This window comes from Mesorhizobium temperatum (assembly GCF_002284575.1).
GTDB lineage: Bacteria > Pseudomonadota > Alphaproteobacteria > Rhizobiales > Rhizobiaceae > Mesorhizobium > Mesorhizobium temperatum.
Genome location: NZ_NPKJ01000014.1, coordinates 1 through 24,569, shown reverse-complemented (window position 1 = coordinate 24,569; position 24,569 = coordinate 1). Strand labels below are relative to the sequence as shown.

21 protein-coding genes are annotated in these 24,569 nt (G+C 60.9%); 13 read left to right on the top strand and 8 right to left on the bottom strand.

All coding sequences use genetic code 11. From position 1 onward, the window contains the following. Positions 1 to 206 precede the first annotated feature (206 nt). From CIT26_RS02815 to lpxD, 8 genes are all read left to right on the top strand, one after another. Positions 207 to 962 (top strand): response regulator, encoded by a 756-nt coding sequence (locus tag CIT26_RS02815; protein ID WP_095491147.1) that lies wholly within the window; start codon positions 207 to 209, stop codon positions 960 to 962. Continuing rightward, entirely contained in the window at positions 959 to 2,362 is a 1,404-nt protein-coding gene (locus CIT26_RS02810) for a sensor histidine kinase (RefSeq protein ID WP_095491146.1), read from the top strand. The genes CIT26_RS02815 and CIT26_RS02810 overlap by 4 nt, the downstream gene beginning before the upstream one ends. Before the next feature lie 816 nt (positions 2,363 to 3,178). Beyond that, positions 3,179 to 4,138, top strand: coding sequence for an aspartyl/asparaginyl beta-hydroxylase domain-containing protein (locus tag CIT26_RS02800; protein WP_095491145.1), 960 nt, complete (start codon positions 3,179 to 3,181; stop codon positions 4,136 to 4,138). Between the two features lie 198 nt (positions 4,139 to 4,336). Then, entirely contained in the window at positions 4,337 to 5,203 is an 867-nt protein-coding gene (locus tag CIT26_RS02795) for a MipA/OmpV family protein (protein ID WP_167391256.1), read from the top strand. 298 nt (positions 5,204 to 5,501) lie between these two features. Beyond that, the gene (locus tag CIT26_RS02790; RefSeq protein ID WP_245319052.1) at positions 5,502 to 5,990 is read left to right on the top strand and encodes a class I SAM-dependent methyltransferase; all 489 of its coding nucleotides are present in this window, start codon (positions 5,502 to 5,504) and stop codon (positions 5,988 to 5,990) included. 619 nt (positions 5,991 to 6,609) lie between these two features. Continuing rightward, complete coding sequence (locus tag CIT26_RS02785) at positions 6,610 to 7,782, top strand: patatin-like phospholipase family protein (RefSeq protein ID WP_095491169.1); 1,173 nt, start codon at positions 6,610 to 6,612, stop codon at positions 7,780 to 7,782. 47 nt (positions 7,783 to 7,829) lie between these two features. Then, a complete protein-coding gene (locus CIT26_RS02780) occupies positions 7,830 to 8,708 on the top strand; it encodes a DUF3313 domain-containing protein (RefSeq protein WP_245319050.1) in 879 nt (292 codons plus the stop codon). A 129-nt stretch (positions 8,709 to 8,837) separates the two neighbouring features. Continuing rightward, positions 8,838 to 9,917: a UDP-3-O-(3-hydroxymyristoyl)glucosamine N-acyltransferase gene (lpxD, locus tag CIT26_RS02775; RefSeq protein ID WP_095491143.1), complete on the top strand. Its 1,080-nt coding sequence runs from the start codon at positions 8,838 to 8,840 to the stop codon at positions 9,915 to 9,917. Positions 9,918 to 10,486: 569 nt separating this feature from the next. Here the strand turns inward: lpxD and CIT26_RS02770 are convergent. After that, on the bottom strand, positions 10,487 to 10,894 hold the full coding sequence (locus CIT26_RS02770) for a DoxX family protein (RefSeq protein WP_095491142.1): 408 nt from the start codon (positions 10,892 to 10,894) through the stop codon (positions 10,487 to 10,489). Between the two features lie 774 nt (positions 10,895 to 11,668). Next, the gene (locus tag CIT26_RS02765; RefSeq protein WP_095491141.1) at positions 11,669 to 14,506 is read right to left on the bottom strand and encodes an AMP-binding protein; all 2,838 of its coding nucleotides are present in this window, start codon (positions 14,504 to 14,506) and stop codon (positions 11,669 to 11,671) included. 106 nt (positions 14,507 to 14,612) lie between these two features. Here CIT26_RS02765 and CIT26_RS02760 point away from each other — a divergent pair, with 106 nt between their 5' ends. Further along, complete coding sequence (locus CIT26_RS02760) at positions 14,613 to 15,134, top strand: NAD(P)/FAD-dependent oxidoreductase (protein ID WP_206072710.1); 522 nt, start codon at positions 14,613 to 14,615, stop codon at positions 15,132 to 15,134. Positions 15,135 to 15,297: 163 nt separating this feature from the next. On the opposite strand, the gene CIT26_RS02755 is transcribed toward CIT26_RS02760, so the two are convergent. Both CIT26_RS02755 and bfr read right to left on the bottom strand, forming a co-directional pair. Next, positions 15,298 to 17,067, bottom strand: a complete 1,770-nt coding sequence (locus CIT26_RS02755; protein WP_095491140.1) for a cation:proton antiporter domain-containing protein — start codon at positions 17,065 to 17,067, stop codon at positions 15,298 to 15,300. A gap of 624 nt (positions 17,068 to 17,691) precedes the next feature. Further along, positions 17,692 to 18,177: a bacterioferritin gene (gene bfr, locus CIT26_RS02745; protein WP_095491139.1), complete on the bottom strand. Its 486-nt coding sequence runs from the start codon at positions 18,175 to 18,177 to the stop codon at positions 17,692 to 17,694. Positions 18,178 to 18,717: 540 nt separating this feature from the next. Between bfr and CIT26_RS02740 the strand changes: the two genes are divergently transcribed. After that, a complete protein-coding gene (locus CIT26_RS02740) occupies positions 18,718 to 19,155 on the top strand; it encodes a YybH family protein (protein ID WP_095491138.1) in 438 nt (145 codons plus the stop codon). Between the two features lie 268 nt (positions 19,156 to 19,423). On the opposite strand, the gene CIT26_RS02735 is transcribed toward CIT26_RS02740, so the two are convergent. Genes CIT26_RS02735 through CIT26_RS02725 form a run of 3 tightly spaced genes read right to left on the bottom strand, consistent with a single transcriptional unit; the run spans position 19,424 to position 21,486 of the window. Continuing rightward, the gene (locus CIT26_RS02735; RefSeq protein ID WP_095491137.1) at positions 19,424 to 20,134 is read right to left on the bottom strand and encodes a HoxN/HupN/NixA family nickel/cobalt transporter; all 711 of its coding nucleotides are present in this window, start codon (positions 20,132 to 20,134) and stop codon (positions 19,424 to 19,426) included. Positions 20,135 to 20,173: 39 nt separating this feature from the next. After that, positions 20,174 to 21,226, bottom strand: a complete 1,053-nt coding sequence (locus CIT26_RS02730; RefSeq protein ID WP_425350319.1) for a cation diffusion facilitator family transporter — start codon at positions 21,224 to 21,226, stop codon at positions 20,174 to 20,176. Beyond that, complete coding sequence (locus tag CIT26_RS02725) at positions 21,223 to 21,486, bottom strand: metal-sensing transcriptional repressor (protein WP_095491135.1); 264 nt, start codon at positions 21,484 to 21,486, stop codon at positions 21,223 to 21,225. The genes CIT26_RS02730 and CIT26_RS02725 overlap by 4 nt, the downstream gene beginning before the upstream one ends. A gap of 304 nt (positions 21,487 to 21,790) precedes the next feature. Here CIT26_RS02725 and CIT26_RS02720 point away from each other — a divergent pair, with 304 nt between their 5' ends. After that, positions 21,791 to 22,006, top strand: a complete 216-nt coding sequence (locus CIT26_RS02720) for a hypothetical protein (protein ID WP_095491134.1) — start codon at positions 21,791 to 21,793, stop codon at positions 22,004 to 22,006. 20 nt (positions 22,007 to 22,026) lie between these two features. Here the strand turns inward: CIT26_RS02720 and CIT26_RS02715 are convergent, their stop codons facing one another. Further along, entirely contained in the window at positions 22,027 to 22,653 is a 627-nt protein-coding gene (locus CIT26_RS02715; RefSeq protein WP_095491133.1) for an NAD(P)H-dependent oxidoreductase, read from the bottom strand. A gap of 188 nt (positions 22,654 to 22,841) precedes the next feature. Between CIT26_RS02715 and CIT26_RS02710 the strand changes: the two genes are divergently transcribed. After that, positions 22,842 to 23,516 carry a GntR family transcriptional regulator gene (locus CIT26_RS02710; protein ID WP_245319040.1) on the top strand — a complete coding sequence of 225 codons (675 nt, stop codon included), beginning with the start codon at positions 22,842 to 22,844 and terminating at the stop codon, positions 23,514 to 23,516. A gap of 92 nt (positions 23,517 to 23,608) precedes the next feature. Further along, positions 23,609 to 24,313 (top strand): pseudouridine synthase, encoded by a 705-nt coding sequence (locus CIT26_RS02705; protein ID WP_167391255.1) that lies wholly within the window; start codon positions 23,609 to 23,611, stop codon positions 24,311 to 24,313. The last annotated feature ends 256 nt before the right edge of the window (positions 24,314 to 24,569 follow it).

The window sequence follows — 24,569 nt, the reverse complement described above, 5'->3', positions numbered from 1 at the left end:
GTATTGTTAAGAGTTGCTAAGGCGCAGCGGCCTAGCGCCCGCCGGAAGCGCTGGTCCGCGCCGCGCGGATGGGATCGCTGCCGCAGACGCAGCGACTGTTGGGCCGGGAGGAGGCCTGACGGGGACCACAGCAACAAAATTAAACACAATTGTTGCTGACAGCCATGATGAGCAGCGTGTTATTCCGAAGGGGAAAGGGCAACAAAATGGCCAAGCCTATGGAAAACGTCGGATACGATGTCATCACTCCAGCTTCAGCCCGAATTCTCGTCGTCGAGGATGACCGGGATATAGCGACTATGCTGATCGAACTGATGAAAGAGGCGGGCTACGTCGCCGAGACAGTCGGATCGGCCATGGAAATGGACCGCGTTCTCAAAAAGAAAGAGTTCAGCCTTATTGTATTGGACGGAATGCTGCCGGGTGAGGACGGTTTTAGCATTTGCAGAAGGATCAGGGCATCCGATACTACACCCATCCTCATGCTTACCGCGCTGACGAAAGAGGTGGACAGGGTCGTCGGACTGGAACTGGGGGCCGACGACTATGTCACAAAACCGTTTAGTTCAAGGGAACTTTTGGCGAGAATAAAGGCGCTGCTGCGGCGATCGTCGTATTCAAGCCAACTCAAGCCAAGCCAGGACCCGATGACGTTCGCGGGCTGGCGCATAGATCCTGTCACTCGCGAATTGACTGACGTTGACGGTGTCCATGTGCCGCTCACGACGGCGGAATTTGATGTGCTGCTTGTGTTCTGCGAGAATCCTCGACAGGTGATGAACCGGCAAGACATACTTGCCCGCACCCACGCTGGCGCTGCCGGACCTGTCGAGCGCAGCATTGATGTGCATGTGAGCCGTATCCGGCAAAAGATAGAGCCGAACTATAAGGAGCCCACTTTCATTAAGACAGTGCGGCTGGGCGGTTACATCTTCACTCCGGAGGTCGCGGTAGCCATATGATCGGTCGGTTCAGACGGGCGCCCATTCGCCTCCAGTTCGTCGTGCTCGCTGCGATCCCTATTCCGGCAGTGCTCCTTAGCGTTATCGCGCTCTTGCCGGAGCCGTACATCTTCCAGGCTAAGCAAGTGGTTGCGGTCAGAAGCACACAGATCGAATTGATCGTAGAGCAACTCAGAAACAGCGCGGACGATGCCGACGCCGAGAAGCTGCTGCGAGCGAGCGCTCCCATCGGTCTGGAGATGAGGATTTTGCCGTGGCGTGATCTTAACGTCGGAAGCAGCCACCAAGGGGATATGCAATTTATCGCCGATGAGCTTCGCGACGTGCTGCCCACTGATTTTGAGGCCGCTGTTCTTCCGCAGGATGCGGAACACAATGCCCTGGCGGTGCGTGTCGACGCCAAGCGTGGCCTCCTGGTACGGTTCTCTGACGCCGATACCTATCCAGCCGTCTTCGGCACGCTTATCGAACTCATTGCCAAGATCCTGATGTTGATCCTCCCGATGCTTCTGCTGGTGCTATATATAGGTGGCGTGATCACGTCGCCTCTTGTCCGTTTTGCCGAAGCGGCAAAGAGCTTGCGGCTCGACGGCAGCGAGGAGCAGCTATTCACTGTCGCAGGCGCCAAGGAGCTTCGCACCCTCGCAACGGCGCTCAACGATATGCGGCGTAGAATACGCAAGATGGTTGATGACCGCACGCGGATGCTGACCGCCGTAAGCCACGACCTGAGAACACCACTAACGCGGCTAAGAATGCGCGTGGAGCGATCAAAGGAGATCCGGTCGAAACAAGCGATGCTTGACGATATCGCCACATTGACCGCGATGATCGAGGAAAGCCTTCAATATCTGAGCAGCACGGCCCGCGACGAGCCGCTTCGAAAGGTTGATATTGCAGCCCTGATGAAGACAATCGTTGCCGGGTTCTCCGATGTTGGACACACGGTGATTTACGTCGGGCCCGAGAGATTCGGATATTCATGCAAGCAGAAAGGGCTGACGCGGGCAGTCACCAACATCGTGGAAAATGCCGTCAGGTTCGGTAAGATCGTGCATGTCCAATTGTCCAATTTCCCGCCAAGCAAAGTGTCCATTGTTGTGCAGGACGATGGCCCCGGCCTTGCAGAGGGTCTCCACGAGAAGGCTCTTGAGCCTTTTTTCAAGGCGGATCAGGCCCGGTCCTCGACTATCAACAGCGGTTTTGGACTGGGTCTTTCGATCGCAGATGAGATCGCAAAGAGCCATGGTGGCTCGCTGTCGCTCGAGAACATATCCCCGCATGGGTTGCGAGCGACAATATCGTTGCCGCCGGCACGGGTTGTTCCGCTCAAAAGCGGCAAGACTGACGATGTGCAAGGGCAGGCTTCAACGCGGCAGGCGCTTGCCAAAGGTAGGTAGTCGACTACATAGCACGACGTAGGGCGCGTGACGTTTGGGAGCGGCGTTCAACGCCTTAGCGCGGTGAGGGGAGCGCCTCCTGGGGCCGCAAGGGCTCATCCTTCCCATGAAGTCGGTGCGACCGCGCCACGTCCTGAAGCAGTTTCTTCATCTCTCTCAAAGAGACGCGGTCCGCGCGCATCATCTGTCTGACGAAAGGGTCTTTCAGGATGTCCGCACAGAAGGTGTTCGCGCTGGCAAAGCAGCCAAGGCTTGCGTGGTCGTGGCTCGTTCGCCCTTCACCCTATCTCGAGGGCAGTGTTCCCATCGACTTGCTGAGACGAGACCTTGTCGAGGAAGTCGTGATAGCTGCCAGGCGTTTGTTCTAGCTTAATATTAGTCGACCGCGAGAGTTGAAGCTTGGGGATCCTGGGCAAACTCCTTTTCCGGCAGCACACTCACTGAGCGGAGCCAGTGTTTTTGCGGCGCGCGCCGAAGCGCGACATGTCAGGCGAAACTCGTCGGTCGAATCGGCCAAGACAAGCACATCTCCAGCCATCGCGGACCATTTCGCGGCAAGGTTTCGCCCCGGCCTGGTCACTCCACGCCAGCCCGTCGGTCGTCCGGCAACCGTTGGTGATGATCAACCGTCTATGGGCCGACAACAACTCTTAACAACACAAAATCCAAGGCAATGACGAATCTGGACTAATGCCGCCATCCGAACTGTGGGAGCGCGCGCCTTCGGATGAAACCATTCTGAAGTGTCGACTTGGGTCGGTGCAACGGGACCCATCCATCAACATCGCGGCAACTGGCGCATTCAGGGCAAATCTCATGCTAATTCTTGTTGTCATGGTCACGCTTGTGACCGCGAGCATCGTGTACGTCTACCGTTTCCGGGGTGAAGCCCGCTACGAAAGCCTGTCTGAGTACATCCGCAAGGGATGGCCAATTTTTTCGCCGTTGAATTGTGCGTTGTACATGACAACGCTGCCGCGCGGATCAAAGGCTGTTCTCGACCCAGCCGATTTTCCGGAACTAGAGGTGCTGCGTCAGAACTGGCACACCATTCGCTATGAAGGCCTCGAGCTGCTGCGCCAAAACTACTTCGACGCCACCAAACGGCCCGGCACCGCAGGGACTTATGACGTCGGCTTCCGGACGTTCTTCAAGTACGGCTGGAGCCGCTTTTACATCAAGTGGTACGGGTATGAGCATCATTCCGCAAAACGCCTGTGCCCCAAGACCGTCCAGATGCTGCAGAGCGTGCCGAGCGTGCATGGAGCGATGTTTGCCTATCTACCCAAAGGAGCCCAGTTGACCCGGCATGCCGATCCGATCGCCGTGTCACTGCGCTACCATCTCGGTCTCGTCACCCCCAACTCCGACGCCTGCTTCATCAATGTGGATGGCCGCAACCTGAGTTGGCGCGATGGCGAAGTTATCATGTTCGATGAGACCTACCTGCACTTCGTGCGCAACGATACCGACTGCGACCGCCTCATCCTCATGTGTGATGTGAAAAGGCCCTTGAACCCACTGGGTGCGGTGTTCAATTTCTTCTACCAAGGCTTAACACGTGCCACGGTGGTACCAAACACGCCGGAGGACCATCGTGGCTTGGCCAACAGGGTCTTTGCGGGGCTCGCGCCTCTCCTGGCAGGCAGCAAGGCACTGAAGTCGACGAACCGTCCACTGTACCTCGTCATCAAGTGGTCGGTGAATACCTTGCTGTTGCTGCTGCTATTGGGGCTGATTGCGGGCGTGGCGCAGTTGCTCAGCCGACTCGTCTAAAAAGCACAATCCAAGCGAAAGCCGAGTGCTTGTTGCGCCTCCAGGCCAACCACATCGATCGCGGCGCAACATTTCTTAACATCACAAAATCCAAAGCAACCTCGTAGTCCTAGACAGTGCAGCCGCTGGAGGGCCGATTCGTCGGGCTTCCCCTCGCACGCGTTGAGTATCTTCCACCATCCCCAGGAGCCGGTTCGCATGTCGCTAACGAAGCATTTCTCAACCCGCTCGCGGCATGTCGCCGTCGCTACGAGCCTCTCGGCGATTGCTTTTCTCCCGCTCCAGGCAGGCGCGGCCGAGCCTTACGATAACGAATCGGCCGCAGCGACTCCCTCGGCGGACGCCGTCGACGAGAGACGGTTCGGTCGCATACGCCAGAAGCTTTCCGACTGGAATGTCATGGTTGCGGCCGGAGCAATGTATCAACCGAAATATGAGGGGTCGGACGAGTACGAACTCGTTCCCTTTCCGATGGTTTCCGCAACAATTGGCCGCCTCACCATCTCCCCGGGCGGGCTGGATGTTGACGTGTTGGAAGCAGACGGTTTCAAAGTGTCGGTGAAAGGCGGTTTCGAGATGGGCGGAGGGCGCAAGGAAGAGGATTCCAAGCACCTGAAAGGCCTCGGTGACATCGATGCTGGCGCTGTGGTCGGAACCAAGGTCTCATATGAAACGGGGCCGGTGGAACTCTATGCGTCCGTCGACAAGACGATTGGCGGCAGCGAAGGCCTGCTCGGTGTGGTGGGCGCAAATGTCTCCCATCATTATAACGCCTTTATTTTCTCCGCCGGCGCGTCCGCGACCTTCGCGGATGAAAACTATATGCAGACCTATTTTGGGGTGACGGCCGTCCAATCCGCACGGTCGGGGTTGCGCCAATATCAGGCTGGCGCGGGGCTAAAGCGCTACGATATCGAAGCCTCAGTAACCTACATGGCGACGGAGAACTGGCTTATTCGGGGCCAGGTAGGGGTCGGTTTCCTCGCCGGCGATGCGAAGGACAGCCCGATCGTTCAGAAGGACGTGCAGCCGTCCGGGATGCTCTTCGTCGGTTACAGGTTCTAGGAGTCCCAGCAAGGCGCACATTCGCCAACCCTGGCATGAACGTCGGCCAACTGGTGGCAAAACAAGCCATTGGCCAACAGGCAGGGCAATCCCGTCGACGCTTTCCGGTCAGCAACAAACTCTTAACTTCCCTTCAAAACCCGCAGCTGGCGTCTCCCGGTAGGGCTTAAATGAATGTTCTCTGTCGGTAATGCGGAGCTACGCAATGTCGGACCCGACTACTCTATTCCGCACCTGGATGTCGCATCCTTTTCGGGCCGCCTTGCTCGTGCCTTCCGGGCGAGCTCTGGCGGTGGCAATGACTCGCGAAATCAGTTCTTCGCAGTCTCCGGTTGTTGAGCTTGGCCCTGGAACCGGTGTCTTCACCCGGCAGCTTATCCTCCGCGGCGTGCCTCAGGAGCGCATAGCGCTCATAGAAAGCGCCACTTCCTTTGCCCACATGCTACGTCGCCAGTTTCCGACTGCCGCCTTGCTTGACATTGATGCGACAGAGTTGCGCCGATGCGATCCCTTTAATGGCGAGAAAATAGGCACGGTGATCAGCAGCCTCCCGCTTCTCACCATGCCGGCTTGGCGTGTCTTCGCCATTCTGTACGGCGCTTTCCACATTCTTCGTCCGGAAGGAGCGGTCTATCAATTCACCTATGGCTGGCGGTGCCCGGTACCTGACTCCGTTCTCGACCGGATCGGGCTTGAGGCGACGTTTACTGAATGGGTTTTCGCAAACGCGCCACCTGCGCAGGTTTACCGGATCGCTAGGCGGCCGGACGCGATCGGAAGAGCGTAATAGAGTTCCCCCTTTTGCCGTCTAGCTTCAAGGGCAAGGTCGTTCGCGCCGCCGAATGGCGGGATGCGGTGCCGGTGGGCCTGGGCAAGGGGGCATTGTGTAAATGCTTCGGGTCGGGCGTAGCGGCCAGTCCGTCGTCCTTGGGCGCCGCGTGACTCTAGTGTCGCCAGTTACATCGTAGTTGCGGAGATGGTCGCCGAGCCCGCCTGCTCAGACGGAAGTGGCTGGCACCGCGTCACGGTTACCGGAACGAGCGTAGGAACCCGGACCCAGTTGGAATGTAAGACGCTGTTTTTAGGCCCCGGCGTTGAATACGGCGCGGGATGGCGTGCCAAAAGTCAAACTATTGGCGGCCGCGGCTTTCGACTCCCTAGCGCGGCTGCGTGAGCGCCTAGCATGCCGGACCGGCGCGGCTTCTTCAGCGCAAGAGGGTTTTACCGGCGACGAGGTGCCGGGTTGAGCGGCGCAACAACTCTTAACAACACAAAACCCACGGCAATGCCAAATCGGGATTAATGCCGCCAGACGCGATTGCGAAGAACGGTCGCGGAGTATGCCGTACCGCTGGTGGAGACCTTGATGGTTCCTCCCAGCGATGGCCCGGGACAAGGCGGTAGACATGCATCGACTGGTGGCCATGGTCATGCTGGCTTTTCTTGCTGGCTGTTTGGCGCCGGACCGCATTGTTTACGGGTCGAAGGCTGCGACGGTAGCCAGCATCCAGGGGTTCAGCGACATCCGTATTTATGCGGATTCGGCCCGGAAGCTGCCCGAGGCGCACGCCTGGCTGCCCATCCCGAGGCACAAGGAAATCAACTACCTTGTCTTATCGAGCGGCGGTGGCGCAGGCGCGTTCAGCGTCGGGGCGCTCAAAGCCTGGTCGGATAAAGGACAGCGACCGGAATTCGACATGGTCAGCGGCGTCAGCACGGGTGCGCTAATCGCGCCTTACGCCTTCCTCGGTTCGGCCTACGACCAGCCTCTCGTGGATCTCTATACAAGCGGCGTTGCCAAGGAGTTGGTCGATGCAGATTTCCTACCGAGGGGCCTGTTCGGAGCAAGTCTCCTGAAACAGGAGCCGCTTCGAAAAATGGTCGAGCGCTATCTGACGCGCGACATACTCGCAAAAATCGCTGCTGAGCACCGCAAGGGGCGACGACTGCTTGTTTTGACCTCCAACCTCGATTCCCAAAGAGCGGTGATCTGGAACATGGGCGCCATCGCCGACAGCGGACGGCCCGGTGCGCTGAAACTCTTCCAGGACATCCTCATCGCATCGGCAAGTATCCCCGGCGTCTATCCAGCCGTCCTCATCAAGGCCGAAGCTGGAGGGGAGGCGTTTGAAGAAATGCACTCCGACGGCGGTTCGGCTACCCAGATCCTGACGATCCCGGAGGGGTGGATAGCCAATTCGGACAAGGGCGTACGGCCCAAGAACCTTAAGTTCAACATGTACATCATCATCAACAATGCGCTCATGCCGGAATTTACCACCACGACGAACAACACGTTTGCTGTCATGGCCAGGGCGAATTCCACCCTCGTCAAGGCACAGGCCCGCAGTGCGCTGCTGGCCACCTACGTTTACGCCCAAAAGAACGGCATCCGATTCCGCGTGGCCTCAATCGACAAGCAGTTCCCCTACAGCATGACCGATCCTTTCAACACCGACTACATGCGCGCCGTTTACAACCTCGGATACGCAAAGATGGCTGGCGGCAGCCTTTGGCAAGACAGGCCTGTGTTCACCGACAAGGTTGCGGTCCCCCAGACAGCGCAACAGAGGCAATAGCCCACCGCCTGCCTCCTTCCATACCAAGTCCCCAACAGGAGAACGAAGTGCCCCATTCCCGTACAAATCAGACTGCCGGTCGACTGCAGTATCGATCGATCGGTTTCGCGCTTCTGCCATCCCTGCTTGTATCGGCACTTGCCGGCTGCACCTCGGTGCCGCTCCAGCCGGCCAACTCGCTGACCTCCTATGACGGCCTTACCAAGGTTGATGGGCGCATTAGGAAGGCGGAGTACAAGGCCGTCCCCGAGGATCTCAACGTAAGCAAAACGGTGTACATTGAGCCTACCCTGGTTTCGCCCACCGCCGCCCAATCCTCCATAAAGCCCGCCGATCAGGCCTTAGTTGCGACCGTGGTCAGCCGCGCACTTTGCATTGGCGTCAGCGATCGTTTCGCGGTCACAGACAACAGAGAAAACGCCGATCTAATCGTTCACGCGACAGTGACTCGCATTGTGCCCACCAACGCCACAGCCGCCGGCCTGTCGACCGTGGCGTCGATCGGGGCCTCGTTCGCGTCCTCTTCCGTTCCCGTCCCGAGAATTCCGTTGGGACTGGGCGGGCTTGCCGTAGAGGCCGAGGCGACCACCAGGGACGGAAAACAGGCGGGCGCGATGGTGTGGTCGAAGGGCGCAAATTTCGTGACCACAGGCGCGCGGATGTCGCAGATTGGCGACGCCTACTCTCTGGCGGAGAGTTTCGGAAATGACTTCTCCAAGATGCTTGTCACGGGCAAAACACCGTTCAAGTTTGGCTTCCCGAAGCTTCCGTCTTATCAGAAGCTGAAATCCGGGCTCGGCGGCAAACCCAAATACCAGGCTTGCGAAAGGTTCGGCCGGGCGCCCGGACTGAAGGACTTCGCAGGGTCACAGCTCGGTTTGCCGCCGTCGTGGACCGACAAGCCAGTTCGGCCGCAGAGCCAGTAGAATTGTATCGACCAACCCCCATAGCCGGAAATCCGGCTTTATGGACTGCGTCGTCCGCTTGCGGACCCGCGGTAAGTCGGTCGGCCTGCTCCCCCCTGCCCCCCGACAGGCCGACCGACACACTGATGAATGCAAATTCAACCAACTCAGTCCTGCCATGAACCGAGCCTGACCGTGTCACCGATTTGTCAGCCGAGCGGATTAGCTTTAGCCGAACTCGCGGAAGCGGCCGGAGTGCCACTGCCGGCATCTGCCGATCCAAGCATGCTTCTGCAGAGTGGGGCGAGCCTCGAGACGGCACAGTCATGGCACATCGCCTACATTGATCATGCCCGTTATGCGAACGCCTTGCGCACCACCAGGGCCGGCGCTTGCTTTGTCACAGAGCGCTTCGCCCATATGGTGCCGCCCGGCACCGTTCCCATCACCGTACGGGATCCCCGTCTGGTTTTTGCCAAGGTGCTTGCCCGGCTACACCCCGAGGCGTTGCGAGCCGCACCGCTTTTGGGCAGCGCCAATGTCACCGAGGGATGTTTTGTGCATCCATCGGCGCAGATCGGAGCCGGCGTCGTGCTCGATCCTGGTGTTGTTATTGGAGAGCGGGTGTTTATCGGAGCCGGCACCACAATCGGTGCCCATGTGGTGCTGGGTCCAGACGTGGTCATCGGCTGGGATTGCTCCATCGGCCCCAGCCTCACCATCGCCCATTCCAACATCGGCGATCGGTCGATCGTTCATGCGGGAGCCCGCGTAGGCCAGGATGGTTTCGGCTTCGCGATGAGCGCTTCAGGACATGTGAAGGTGCCGCAACTCGGTCGCGTCACAATCGGAAACGACGTCGAGATCGGGGCCAACAGCACTGTCGATCGCGGCAGCGGGGGCAACACCGTCATTGGAGACGGGACGAAGATCGATAACCTCGTTCAGATTGCGCACAATGTGCGGATTGGACGCCATTGCGTGATCACTGCTCAGGTCGGGATCGCGGGCTCGACCGTGCTGGAGGACTGCGTTGCGGTGGGCGGCCATAGTGCCATTGCCGGCCATCTGCACATCGGCCGGGGCGCTCAACTTGCCGCAGCATCGCGGTTCATGAGAGACGTGCCGGCAGGCGAACGCTGGGGCGGGATGCCCGCCAGACCTCTGCGAGAATGGTTCCGCGAACAAACAACCCTCAAGAAACTGGCAAAGCATCGCAATGGCGCTTGACTCTGTAGCCATCCCATTCTCGGCCTGACTGTCCAAGGCTGCATGAGCAATGATGGTCTGCGTCGGCGGCCCGACGCGATCGTGCGTCTCCAGCTGATCGCATGTCCCGCACCATCTGCAGCGCCGAAACCGCCCGCTCTTCAAGGGCCGCATCGCAATGCGCACCGCCATCCCCAGTCCTCCGACGTACCCCTTCCCATCCGCCAGACGCATCAATGCGGCCACAGCCGACCAAGCGGAACCGTCAAATCCCCATAGCGCCGAAACCGCGCCCTCCATCCCGCGGGTTCTTTCCCTGGAGGCTTCCGGACGCCGGCCCCGGCGCCAAGCACCACGTGGATGGCCGGCATCCGCAACCCTTCACACTTCCGGACATTTGCGCAGACCACGACGAAGGTCTGATCCGCCCAACGCGGCCATTCTTGAGACCGTCTGGCGCCCCGAAAGCGACGATCAGCGGAGCCGAAACTTCTTATCATTTCCACCTAGGGCAACAGCATATGCTCTTCGACACCCTTGCAGGACGTGCTCCGCTGGAAGCCGCCCAGGAGGTTCCCTCGCGATCCTATTCAGGGCGTCGCGAGGCCGGTTCCGCGACGCGCCGCATCGACGCTCCACGCGCCGCCTCCCGCGAAAAAGAAGTACAGGAAAATGAAGCAGTAGAGGATCGCCGCGTCGCCCTGATTGACAACCGGAAAGAAGTTTTGCGGCGCGTGCGCCATGAAATAGGCGACCGCCATGTTGCCGGACAGAATGAACGCGACGGGCCGGGTGAAGAGTCCGAGGGCAAGCAGCACGCCTCCGATCACCTCGATCAATCCCTGAATCACAAAAGGCCCCGACAGTTGCATCGGCTCGGGAGCGGGCGGAAAATTGAAGAACTTTTGAGTTCCGTGCTCCAGGAACAGCAGCGCCGACATGATCCTCACGACGCTTAACCACTCCGGAGCCCAGGCCGAAATCTTGTCGAAATTCATCAGTTGGCCTCCATCATGACCCGGTGATTCCGGCCAGCAGGCTGAATTATCAGCGGGTCTGCTCTTCGCACCGATTTCGCGAAGAGGGTATGATGCACAGCGCGAGGCGTAAACCAATACTCCCAGTTCACAGTCGCGTGACATCCGGTCGTACTATTGATGGAGTGCCGAGCCGCGGGAGCCTAGACCTTGCCGATTGCGCTCGCTCCGCCAGTGACTAGCGCCGACGAGGCGCGTGGGACTAGCAGGTCGCGCCACTCCACAAGCAAAGCCGCCAAAGCGAATGCCCTTCGTCAGGACCGCGCTCGAGTGGCCCCTGCAATGTCCGCTTTCCGTCAACAGCACCGGTTCCTGCGAACGTCGGCTATCGGGTAGAGAAACGGGTTGATGGAGGGCGGCTCAGGGTCAGAGATGCCGGTTCCGGCGAAGGTCCGCTTACGAGCGGCCAAATCGGCGTGGCAGAGGCTGGTTTGGGTCACGGATTGCCGTATGGGCTGCTCAGAGGAAGGGCAGAGAGGGGGTCGAACTTTACCGTTTGCAATTTTGTCGCTGGCGGCTGGAAGCAGCCGCGATCTTTCCCAGACCTCGACGGCCGCGAAATCGACCGGCACCCACAGCTTAACCGCTCGTAGTCCTCTCGATCGGAGCGCGACAATGGTGCGCGCGCCGCGATGAGTTCCGGTTTGGCGTCCTGCTGCTTCTCATGATCGCCGGCCACATCACGCGTAGTGTCTAGCCAGCGCCTGTTGAGGATAGCTTTGCGACGTGATGCCGTCAGGCCCCGGCCTCGGGCCGTGTCGGCTTTACCATCTCGCCGAGGTCCGGCTCGCCACAGCGCGCCAAGATCGCTTCGCGTACTGCGTCGCGGAGACGCAATACCGATGCAAAATCAGTTCCGGACGGCACAATGGGAGCGCCGATCTCGATTGTGACCGGCGTCCATCGAGGAAACCATTGGTCACCGCGCAGCATGGATCGCGTTCCACGGATGATGCCGGGCAGTGCCGGCAGGTTGGCATCCACCGCGACCTTGAAAGCCCCGAGATAGAAGGCAGAGAGTCCTGGTCTGCGCGTGAACGTGCCTTCGGGAAAGAACACGAGAATGCGTTCTTGCCGGGCGATCTTGGTCAGGGATTCGGCGTCGGAAAGGCTGCCGGTAACATCGTAGCGCTCGACAAACAGTGTGCCTAACCGGCGCAGGAAGGGCCCGGCAAAGACCTGTCCCGCCAGCTCCTTCTTGGCCACGAAAGCTGGTTCCCCCGGCAGAACCGCAGCCAACACCAAGGCGTCCATATAGCTCGAATGGTTGAATGCGAGTATCGCGTTGCGGCGGGGAATGTGCTCGATGCCGCTCGCCGTGATGGTCACGCCGGCAAGGGCGAGCGCGGCACGGGCGATCGTCCTCGCCGCGGCCCAGCGCCAGCCGAGTCGCGGCAGAAGCATCACCGCCAGCCATGCCAAGAAGAAGCTGCAGGCTACGACGATCCACCACCATCCGGCGTAGAGAACGTCGGCGAGAAGCCGGCGCAGCCGCTTCAGCTGCAGGCCTGCTCCCGCAAACGACAGCCGCAAGACTTGCCACCAGAGAGAGCGTTGCGGCGCTCCAATTGTCCCGCTCTCGTAAAGCTCCTTGGCCGCGCTGCGGCGAATCTTCCCGCTGGATGTCTTCGGCACGGCTCGCGGCGGCGCGAGGACCATATCGTCGGGAGGTGTCCCGGCGATATCCGTTGCGACCTCATGAGCGCGCTTTTGCAACTCCGCGCGGGCGGGTTCGTCGGTCTCGCGCGTTTCCGCCACGACGACTACACGCTCCGTTCCCGTGGATTGATCGGTGGCGCCGAACACGACGACGCCTCCCTTGCGCACGCCGGGGATGCCCGCGACGGCCTCTTCGATCTCTTGCGGATAGATGTGACGCCCAGCGCGGATGATGATGTCCTTTACCCGGCCGGTGATGTAGACATCACCGCTCGCCACGTATGCCCTGTCTCCGCTGTCGAGCCAGCCATCGCGGAACAGCTCGCGTGTCTTGGCGTCGTTCTCGAAATAGCCGGAGGTCGCCGACGGGCCGCGGAATTCGAGCCGGCCTTCTTGGCGTTCACCAAGCTCGTAGCCGGCGCCATCGACGATGCGGACTTCATGACCTGGCAGAGGATGTCCGCAGGCGACGATTTCAAGCGGCTTCGGATTGTCGGGGCCGGCAGGCACGGCCGCGCCACGGCCGGTCAGCGCAGTACGATCCACGCGATCGATGATCGGCGAGCGGCCCGGCGGGGGAAAGGCCAGCCCCACCGTATTCTCAGCCAGGCCGTAGACCGGCGCCATGGCTCCCGGCTTGAAGCCATGATGCTCAAATCTTTCAATGAACCGACGCAGCGTCTGAACACTGACCGGCTCCGCCCCGTTTGCGACCATGCGGAGCGAGCTTAGATCAAGTCCTTCGAGAACGGCGTCGTCTGTCTTGTTCAGACAGAACTCAAATCCGAAGTTCGGGGAAGCGGACAAGGTGGCGCGAAAACGGTGCATGGCCCAGAGCCAGCTCTCCGGGCGCACGAGAAAGCTCAATGGCGACATCGCATAGAGCGGCGCGCCAAAATGAAGGCATCCCAACCAAGCGCCGATCAGGCCCATGTCGTGATAGAGCGGCAGCCAGCTGACAAAGACGTCAGCCGAGCTCGCCTCCATCACCGCGCCCATGGCCCGAACATTGGCAAGCAGGTTGGCGTGGCTCAGCACGACGCCTTTCGGATCTCCGGTGCTGCCTGACGTGTATTGTATCAGCGCGGTCGAGCGGTCGTCCGTGACCGGCGGCAGCTGTGTGGCTGTGGGTTCGGTGCTTAGACTTGCGACGTTCTCGACGCTGTTCAGGGATTCGACCTGTCCGCGCAGCAGCGCTGCAGGACCCATTCCTTCCTGCATTGTGACGAGTATGCGGGCGCCGGCATTGCTCAAGATGCCGGCCTGGCGACGCAGATGGTCCTCGATCTGCGACAGCCGCATCGGCGGATAGATCGGCACCGGCACGGCTCCGGCGTAGAGAATGCCGAAGAATGCGGAGAAGAAATCAAGACTCGTGGGCAGCATCAAAGCGACACGATCGCCCGGCTCGACATTGCGGCGGATCAATCCGGCCGCGACGGCACGAGCTGATTCCGCCAGTTCTGCGTAGGTCATTGCCCCCAATGCCGTTGTGTCGTCCTGCAGGACCGTCAGGTGCAGGCGATCAGGATGCTGCGCCACGTGCCAGTCGAGGACCTCGACGAGCGTCCCGGCCTCCGTGGCAGCCGGAACGGGAGGAAGGGCAATGGTCGGCTGCACCGTGCGGGCCGAGCCTGGTCGGGCGCCGGCGTGTTCGAGAGCATTGATCAGATCGCCGATTGTGTCCGCCTCGCCAACTATTTGAGTAGGCAGCCGCACCCGGAACGCGCGCTCAATCCGCAAAATCAGCTCCGTCCGACCAAGGCTGTCGATGCCGAGGTCCCTTTCGATCCGGCTTGACGGCGAGATGTCGATCGCATTTGCACGTTGCGGCTGAAGCTCGTGCACGAACTCGCGCACAACGGCGATCAGGTCGCCCTCGCGCGATCTCCTGTCATCGGTCGTAGGAACCATCTTCGTGCCCGTTTCCCACGCCAAATGTTAACGCTTCAGGCAATTGGGCGTTGACGCGATCAAGCGTGCTGTCAGAGCAATCGAGCCTCCCCTGCGGTTGGCGTTGATGCGGATCAAAGCCGTGGCGAGCGGCGAGGCCATTGTTGTCTTAACTATAGCGTTCTGGCGGCTCAGCAACGGCCTGGACGCGAGCGGCGCTTCGCGGGAGGTGATTGCGAGGGATGTCGCCCCTTTTTGCGAATATATCGAGCGCGCCGGCCTCGATGCGCCGCCGGCCGACGATGATCCTGCCGAAACGGTTGCGCCGATTCTGGCTGATCCGCCGATCCGATCGATCGACCTGGCCGCAAGTGGCATCTCCTCGATAATCTGGTGCACCGGCTTCTCGGGCGACTTCTCATGGGTGAAGGTTCCCGGTGCCCTGGATGAGGCTGGCCAACCCATGCACGAGGATGGTGTCGGCACCATTCCCGGGCTCTACTTCGCCGGCCTCGATTTTGCGCTAACGCGGAAATCAGGCACCATACCGGCCGTTGCAGAGGAGGCGCACCATCTGGTGGCGCACATCGTCAAAAGACGAATGGACTCACGGTCGAGAACGCCTGGAGTGGATCGCGAGGTCATGTAATGACTTTCCATCGCCACCTCTGGAGCACCGATCACAATGGTGACGGTTGCTCGTTTGTCTAGCGTCGCTAGCCGCCAGCGCTGGAACTTCCCTTTGGCTGCCGGAAGCGGACAAAGCTACCATTGACGGGCGTAAAGTTGCGGCGCTCGTTGACGAGGAGCGCTCACCCAGCCATCGGGCTTGAGTCGACCTGGCGCGCGTTTTGGCCCTGGTCGGCGGCGGGGGCGGCTGGGGCATCGATCCGGCTCAGAATGTGATCGGAAATGCCGCGCGCGATCTCCCGCTCGCCCATGATGATCAGGTCCGCGCCGAATTTCTTCAGGTAATCCACTTCAGCATCGGAATGGGCGCGGGCGATGATCTCGAGCTTTGGATTGATGGCATGGGCGTGTTCGATGAGGTTGCCGCTCTCGAACGGATTGGGAATGGCGCTGATCAACCACCGGGCCGAGGCAACGTTGGCGGCCTCAAGCAGTCCCGGCTGGGCAGCGTTTCCCGCAATGACATCAACGCCGCGAGCGCGCAGCTGATCTACTATCACTTGTCGTTCCTCGATCACCAGGTAAGGTAGCCTTGCCGTTTGCAACGTCTCCGCGACCAGACTTCCGACCCGTCCATGGCCGACAAGCACAGCGTGGTCTGTCAGGCTGGTAGCCGCGAGTTCGGGCGGTTCGGCTCTACCTTCTTGCGTGGCAATGGTTCGCTCTCGTGCTTTGAGCCACGGCGTCAGCCGATCCAACGCCGCAAATAGCAGCGGGTTGATGAGGATCGAAAGGATTGCTCCCGCAAGCACCAGGTCACGTCCCGCCTCGGGAAGAAGCTCGAGGTCGACGCCCAATCCCGCAAGGATGAAGGAGAACTCGCCGATTTGTGCCAGGCTTAGGCCGAGTGTCAGGGACACGTAGGACGGATAGCCGAACATGAATGCGATGGCTGATGCGGCCGTGGCATTGCCAATGACGATGATCAGCAATGTCACGCCGACGAGCAGCGGCTGCTCAACCAGGATCATGGGGTTGAACAGCATGCCTACGGAGACGAAGAAAAGCACGGCAAATGCGTCGCGCAGCGGCAGCGTTTCCTGAGCGGCCCTTTGGCTCAACTGGGATTCGGCAAGGATCATTCCAGCGAAAAAAGCCCCAAGGGCGAACGAGACGCCGAAGAGCTCGGCTGCCCCGAAAGCGACACCAAGGGCAATCGCCAGCACGGCCAAACGGAAAAGCTCTCGCGAGCCGGTGTGAGCGACGTAGTGGAGTATCGGCGGAATGACACGCCGGCCGACGACAACCATGATCGCGAAGAAAGCCGCCAATTTGGCCAAGGTAAGCCCGAGCGCACTCCAGATGGTCTGCGGCTCAAACAACGTGAACAGGTCATTGCCGTTAAGGTTTGCCCCGTTGACATTGCCACCGAGCACGCCGGCGAAGGCCGGCAACAGTACCAGCGCCAGGATCATGGCGAGGTCCTCTACGACCAGCCAGCCGACTGCGATACGTCCGCCATCGGTTTCGAGCTGCCGCATTTCCTGCAGCGCTCGTAGGACCACGACTGTACTTGCAACCGACAGGGCCAACCCAAACACCACTCCGGCTCCGATCGGCCAGCCGATCGCCTGCGTCACGATAAGCCCGAGCATGGTCACCAGAGCCATTTGACCGACAGCGCCAGGAATCGCGATTTTTCGTACCGAGAGCAGATCATTCAGCGAAAAATGCAGCCCTATGCCAAACATCAGCAGAATCACGCCGAGCTCGGCGAGTTGGCGCGCCAGCGCTTGGTCGGCAACGAAGCCGGGCGTGAACGGGCCAATCAAGACACCAGCAACGAGGTAGCCGACCAGTGGCGACAGGCGAAGGCGGTTCGCCAACGTGCCGAGGATGAAGGCGAGTCCGAGGCCGGCGACAAGGGTTGCGATAAGTGGCGCCTGAGGCATCTTCCCAATCCGGTTTCCGGCCACGCTTGGCGCTCCGGTCAAGCGGTGCACGAGCCAGAGATAATGGACTAAGACGCGGCGGTCTCAACATCTTTCACGCAGCAGATCTCGCCAATGGCGAACTGGAGCTCTGCAGGGTCGATTCCGGCCGGTGGATGCGCTTCGGGCAGTTGCCCGCCGTGCCGGCGGCGAGCGTGTAGCAGCCGTCAAGTTGAAACCGAGCACCGTGAAGAGCGGGCCCAGAAGGCGATCTGTATCGCCACTTGCTGCGACTCGCGCCAGGCGCCCTGGCAGCCGGGCCGCACGGTGGCTGAATTTCGCGACAGCGAGGGCAACCGCATGGTGAAAGGCAGCCACTGAGCAGGTGCAGCCGGGGAGTGGGCATCTGAATTTTGACGCGCCCGTTTGAACGGCTGCGCGGCAAGTCCTGATGGCCGCTATCGGGCCATTCATGACCCATAATCGAACGTGGCAAGTGCTTGCGTTGTCCGCAGGATACCGGCGAACGGCACAGAGCTTGGAGGCGTCACGTCGAGCCTTTGGTGCCGTTCAGCTGATGTGCGCCATGGCTGCGGAATCCTCAAACCTGTCGCGCAGTATTTCCGCCGCATGGCTTTCCCAATACTACTCTGCCTCGTCCCCGGAAGCGGCATTGAGGAGGCCGTATCTCTCATCGCCGATCGAGGCGAGCAGATCGAGCTGGGTCTCGAGAAAGTTGATGTGGCCCTCCTCGTCTTTGAGCAGATCCTCGAACAGGTGCATGGTCACGTAGTCACCCAGTTCCTGGCAGACCTCGCGTGACTTCTTGTAAGAGGTGCGCGCGTCGTATTCGCCGGCGAGGTCCGATTCGAGCACTTCCTTCACATTCTGCCCGATGCGAAGCGGCGCCACCGCCTGCAGGTTCGGGTGCCCTTCGAGGAAGATGGTCCGTTCGATAATCCGGTCCGCATGGTGCATTTCCTCGATAGATTCCTCGCGCTCCTTCTTCGCCAGTTTGAAATAGCCCCAGTCCTCCAACAGGCGATAATGCAGCCAAAATTGATTGACGGCACCGAGTTCCAGAAACAGCGCTTCGTTAAGACGTTCAATGATCCTATCTTCGCCTTTCATGGGTTCTGCTCCCGTTTTGGCGCGCGCCCCGCACGCATCATGTGGAACGATGCGCCCTTGTTCGCCTCCGAGCGCAGGATAGCACGCGGCGACCTAACCGTCATTTCGATCGGGGGCCGGAGGTTGCAAAGAGCGTATGAGATGCTTCCCGCCGCCCTGCGTTCTTGGTGAGCAGTTGCTAATATGCCACGGGCGGGCGCTTGGAAGCTTCTGCAACTTGATCGGACTTTGCGGTCAATCGCCTCTGGGCACATCAGCAAGCAAGAACGCGCAAGCCGTCGGCAATGAGCGGGGGCCAGCCGCCAGGCGGGCGTCCTGAATTTTGACGCGCAATTTGAACGGCTGGAAGGGGCGGCGGAGCGGTCATTACCGAGCCGTCTCAAAACGCTGTCGCGAAAACTTGTCTCGCGCCGTGCTATACTGACCACGCCAACCTGCACTGCGCAGCAGTTGGGGAAATGCCTCTCTGCTGCGCACACAGAATGTTGACCTGCGGGAGTCGCCAGTCCGGATCAGAAATAAAACGACAGGGAGGATGACATGTCCCTCGACGCCAATGACTTCGATCAAGCAGTTGAAAAATACCACCTGGCTCTGGATGAGTTCATGAAAGGGAACCCCGCGCCTGCGAAGAAGCTCTTTTCCCAACGAGACGATGTAACACTGGGAAATCCCTTTGGCCCTTTCGCGCATGGATGGAAGCAGGTCGTTGAGACGATGGAGAAAGCGGCATCGAATTACAGGGACGGCGACGCTACCGGCTTCGAGAACGTAGCGAAGTGTGTGACGTCCGAACTGGCATACCTCGTCGAAGTAGAGCGGCTCAGGTCCAAGGTTGGCGGTCGGAGCGATGTCACCCCTTTGGCGTTACGCGTGACGAGCGTCTTTCGCCCAGAAGATGGTCTCTGGAAGATTGTGCATCGTCATGCCGATCCGATAACGACGGCTCAGCCGGCCGATTCGGTACTCCGCCGATAGACGCGGTTGCGGTTTGGACCCTTCGGTCACCAATGCCGGGGCGAAGAGCGCAGAGTGAAGCGGCCAGCGCGCCTGTTGCGACAATCCTCCGCCGGAGCGGCTGCGCGCCTGACATAGTGTCGCGGCGACGTGACATGATCCAGAATAAAGTTTCACTAAACAAGCAGATAGAGCCATGTCTTGATTCTATCTGGCAGGATGGCATCTCGGCGTCGCCGGCCCGGCGCATGCCGATCGGTGTGCAACTCGATCTCGCCCTTGACCATGATCAGGAAGCGAACATGATCTGCCAGACGGCAACGCCCGCAAGCGCCAGCCCGGCAACGCCTTCGATGGTTCGGGAAATGGTTTCGAGTGGCTTGCCGGCGAAGAAATCCACCAGACGTTCCCGAAACAGGATCGACAACACCGCGACGCAGGACAGCGTCAGCGCCACGCCGACCATCATGGTGACGGCGAAGAGCATGCCGGCGCCGGGAACGCCTCTGGACATCGCGAAGGTCATCACGAACAGCGTCAGCGGGCACGGGATCAGACCTGCCATGACGCCGACGGCCTCGCCCTCATGCTTGTGGTGATGGCCGCGGCTCAAAGCGCGCCAGAGCATCCAGACACCGATCAGGCCGAGCAGCCCACGACTGATATCCTCCAAAAGCGGAGCGCGGCCGACGCTGCCCAAAGTGATGGAAACCAGCGGCAGCGAGAGAACCGCAATCAGAACGGCAATCATCACATGAGTGAAGGACAGCGTAATCGATACGAAAAGGCCGCGCGGAACCTTTGCATCCGAACCCGCAAGATATGTCGCTAGCACAGCTTTGCTGTGGCTGGGCGTCAGCGCATGCGCAGCGCCGAAGACGATGCCCATCGGCAGGAAGCCCATGAACGCCAGCCAGTCGCCTCCCACTGAGAGCAGTTTGATCTGCTCGCCGACCGCCAGATAGATCGTTCGTTGGAACTCGACAAGAATTTGGAACATCAGCTGAGGCTAACAGAAACGAGCCGCTCCGAGCGACCGCTAGTGCCCGTCGTGTTCGCCGTGGCCATGTTCATGGGGATAATCGGCATCCGCGCTCGCCAATCTTATATTCGCCGCCGCAAGCGCCGGCATGTGCTCGAACAGCTCGTGCTCCAGCGCTGCCGTAATCTTCTTCGCTTCGCAGACCGGCAGGCTTTCTTCTACGGCGATGGCAATGTCGGCGTGCAGCTTGTGACCGATCCACCGCGCCTTGGCGTCGACAATGCGCGCTGCCGGCACATGCGCGGCGGCATGGTGGATTTCGCCGATAGTACCCGGCTCAATACCGTCGAGCATGCGGGTCAGCACCGAGCCGGCCGACTGCCAGACGATGCCGAAGATCGCAAGCGTGATGAGCAGGCCGACAATCGGGTCGGCCAACGGAAAACCGAGCCAGACCCCGAGCGCCCCGATGACCACGGCAAGGCTGGTCAGGCCGTCGGTGCGGGCGTGGTAGCCGTCGGCAATCAGTGCGGCGCTGTTGATTTCCCGGCCGACGCGGATGCGGAACACCGCGACGGCCTCATTGCCGAGAAAGCCGACAAGGCCTGCCGCCGCCAGCCAACCAAGATGCGTCACCACGCGTGGATTGATCAAACGGTCGATGGCTTGATAGCCAGCGACGATGGCGCTGAGCAGGATGATCCCGACGATGATGATCCCGGCCAGGTCCTCGACCCGGCCAAGGCCGTAGGTGAAGGTCGGCGACGGCTTGCGCCGGGCCAGCATGAAGGCGATCCACAACGGAATGGCGGTGGTGGCGTCACCGATGTTGTGGATCGTGTCGGCCAGCAGCGCCACGCTGCCCGACAGCGCGACCACGACCATCTGCAGCGCCGCGGTGATTGCCAGGATGACAAACGACCATTTGATCGCCCAGATGCCTCGGTCGGTCGTCGCAATGGTCGCATCTATGACCCCGTGGGTGTGACCGTGCGACCCGCTCGCATGATGGTGATGGCCATGACCATGCGCGGCGTGATCGCGCGACCCGAACCCAAACCAGTCAAGAATGTGCGCGCCGAGACGGCTCACAGGTATTTGACGGCTCACAGGTATTTCGCCAGTTGCTTGAGTTCCGCCAGCGAGTTGCCGCCGGCTTCCGCGGTGTCCGTCAGGCAATGCTCGATATGATCGTGGATCAGTTCGCGCTTTGCGCTGCTGATGGCGCTCTCCACGGCGTGGAGTTGCTGCGCCAGATCAACGCAAGGACGATGCGCCTCGAACATCGACAGTACCGCCGCAAGGTGGCCTTGCGCGCGCTTCAGACGCTTCACGATAGCAGGATGCGAACGATGGATGCTTACGGACATGCTTCTTTTGTATCCTCCCCCCGGGGATACAGTCAATCTTTTTGACTTACTTTACATTGCCGCTGAGTGTCCCACAGCCCGAAGAAAACCCTCGGCGCGCCCAGCGACCTGCCACCCTCCTACGGATAGCTTTGCCGGCCGCCGGTTGCGCCGTATTATTTCGTGACCGTGTCGCGCGGGAACCTTCCCTCGCACTACGCGTTCGGGGCGCTGTATTCGCCATGCCTGATATTTAGGCAAACGTCGGCGACGGGCGAATACCGGCGGGGAGGCAAAAGCATGGGTCGGGGAGGAGCATATTGTGATGTCGAACCGCGAAATTGAAACGTCCCACACATTGGGGCTGCGCGTCGCTAATCTCAAAGCCAGGATGCGAAGCGCCCGTATTACCGAACACGAAATTAAAACCTTTCAGAAGGTCGCCGCCGTCATGGGAGGAGGTGAAGGCTCCCTACGGCTCGATGCCGACGACCTGATTGCCGCGTCTTTCGTTGTCGAGGACGAGCCCAGGACAAACTGACCATCGTGGCGCCCCGGCGATCAGCCAGGTACCACGTCGGAGGCCAGGAAAGCGGCGCGTCCGAGGCTGGCGACCGCTTTCCTGACACGCTGCAAATGCCCCTGGCGCTCCACCGCTGAGACAGTGTCCATCCGGTAGAGCGCCAGGAATTTTGTCGAGCACAGCGGATGGCAAACGGAGCGGAAGCCGCGCAGCAGGGTGCGCCGGCCGGGCTGGCCCATGATCCACGACATCAGCGGCGTCGCGCCGCATGTGGTCATCACCAGCACCCGGCGTATGTGCCGCAATTTGGGGCGTGCGCCGCGCTGCGCCGTCGGCATCTCGAAGGCGAAGCCCGGCACCAGCACCCGCTCCAGCCAGCCCTTGAGCATGGCCGGTAGGCCATACCACCAGGTCGGGTAGATGAAGATGACGGCCTCCGCCCAAAGCAGTTCCTGCGCCCGGTCATGCACCGGCGCGAGGTTCGCCGCCTTGTCGTGATAGCCGAGCCATTCGTCGGCGCGCATGACCGGGTCGAAACCGGTCGCGTAGAGGTCGAGGAGATGAACCTCATGGCCGCGTTCGGCAAGCGTCTCCAGCACCGTGTCGCGCACAGCCCCGTTGAAGCTGTCGGTGCAGGGATGGCAATAGACGACAAGGACTTTCATGTTGGGCTCAAACCGGCTGGCTTGGCATCATCGCCGGCTTGAAACGCGCATGCAATGGCCTGCGGGACATCGTCAGCACCGTAATCGAGGCGCTCTGCGTCCCTCATTTCTGGATACTCGTATACGAGGATACAGATATCCACACGGGCGGCTTTCTGTTAGCAAGGCTCACCTGACGGGAGAATCGATTGCGCGGACTTGGCGAAGGCTTGATGCAGAAGCCGTTGACGGTGGCGGAGCAAGTGGCGAATGTGCTGCGCGAATCGATTGCCGAGGGCAGCCTGGCGGCCGGCACGCCGCTGCGTCAGGACGACCTGGCCGAGCGGTTCGGCTTCAGCCGCATGCCGGTCCGCGACGCGCTTCGCCAGCTCGAAGCCGAAGGCATCGTGTCGATCCATCCGACCAAGGGCGCGCATGTCGCCAGGATGGACGCTGCCGAGATCAGGGAGATCTTTGCGGTCCGCGCATTGCTCGAAGGCGAAGCGCTGCGGCTCTCGATCCCCAACCTCGGCAAAGAAAAACTAGACGAGGCCGGCTATGTGCTCAACCAGATCGATGCCGAGCCGAATGTCGGCCGCTGGGGAACGCTGAACCGGGCCTTTCATCTGGCCCTTTACAGCGCCTGCGGCAACACAAGGCTGCTCGGCCTGATCGAAGCCCACCACAATGCGGCCGACCGCTACGTTCGCATTCTCCTGTCCAACCTCAACTATCGCAGCCGCTCGCAGTCGGAGCACCGCGACCTGTTGACGACCTGCCGCCACCGTGACGCCGAGGCAGCCGTCCGCGTCCTGAAAAGGCACCTCAGCGAAGGCATGGAAACGCTCGCCAGGGCTGGAGATGGGCTAGCGGGAAAGTCCTGACCTTGCCGGAGCACTCTCGCAAAACCATAGCGCCACGACCGAATACCGGCCGGCAACGCCCCTCGCCTAGCGCCGGAGCCAATCCGCCACGAGTGAGCCTTTGCCGTGCGCTGTCGAAACTCGGCCTGTGCTCGCGCAAGCAGGCAGAGATTTTGGTCGCCGAAGGGCGCGTCCGTGTCGCCGGCAAGGTTGTGCGCAACGGCTCGCTGCGCGTCGATCCCGGCCGCGACCGCATCGAGGTCGATGGCAGCCGCGTCGTCGCCGAGCGCAAGGTCTATCTGATGATCAACAAGCCGCGCGGCCTGGTCACCACCCGCGACGACCCGCAGGATCGCGGCACCGTCTATGACTGCCTGGCAGAATTCGACCTGCCCTTCGTGTCGCCGGTCGGCCGCCTCGACAAGGCCAGCGAAGGCCTGCTTTTGATGACCAACGACACGCGCTTCGCCCAGCGCCTGCTCGACCCCGCCTCGCATGTCGCCAAGGTCTATCACGTGCAGATCGGCGCCCTGGCCGACGAGGCCATGCTGGCGCTGTTGCGCGCCGGCGCCACGGTCGATGGCGAAGATTTGACGGCGCGGTCGATCGAAACCCTGCGCAGCGGCACCAGCACCGCCTGGCTGGAAATCACCCTCGACGAGGGCCGCAACCGCCACATTCGCCGGCTGCTCGCCGCGCACGATGTCGAGGTGCTTCGCCTGGTGCGGGTGGCGATCGGCCCGTTGCAGCTCGGTGAGCTCGCCAAGGGCAAGGCCCGCCACCTCACCGCCGACGAGCTGGCGCTGTTTCAGGCCTGAGCGAAGGCGCATCGCTCTCCCTTCTCCCCTTGTGGGAGAAGGTGGATTGGCGCGTAGCGCCAAGACGGTTGAGGGGTGCTGGACGGAGTGCGGTTGGCGCCAAGCTGGAACACCCCTCATCCGACCTCGCGGAGCCTGTCCTCGGGCTTGCTGGAGGCAAGACCCGTGGGCGAGGCCACCTTCTCCCACAAGGGGCTAGCGTGCGCACATATTTGCTTCGAGTGGTTTAGTTTGGATTTGCAAGAGCGAAGCCCTC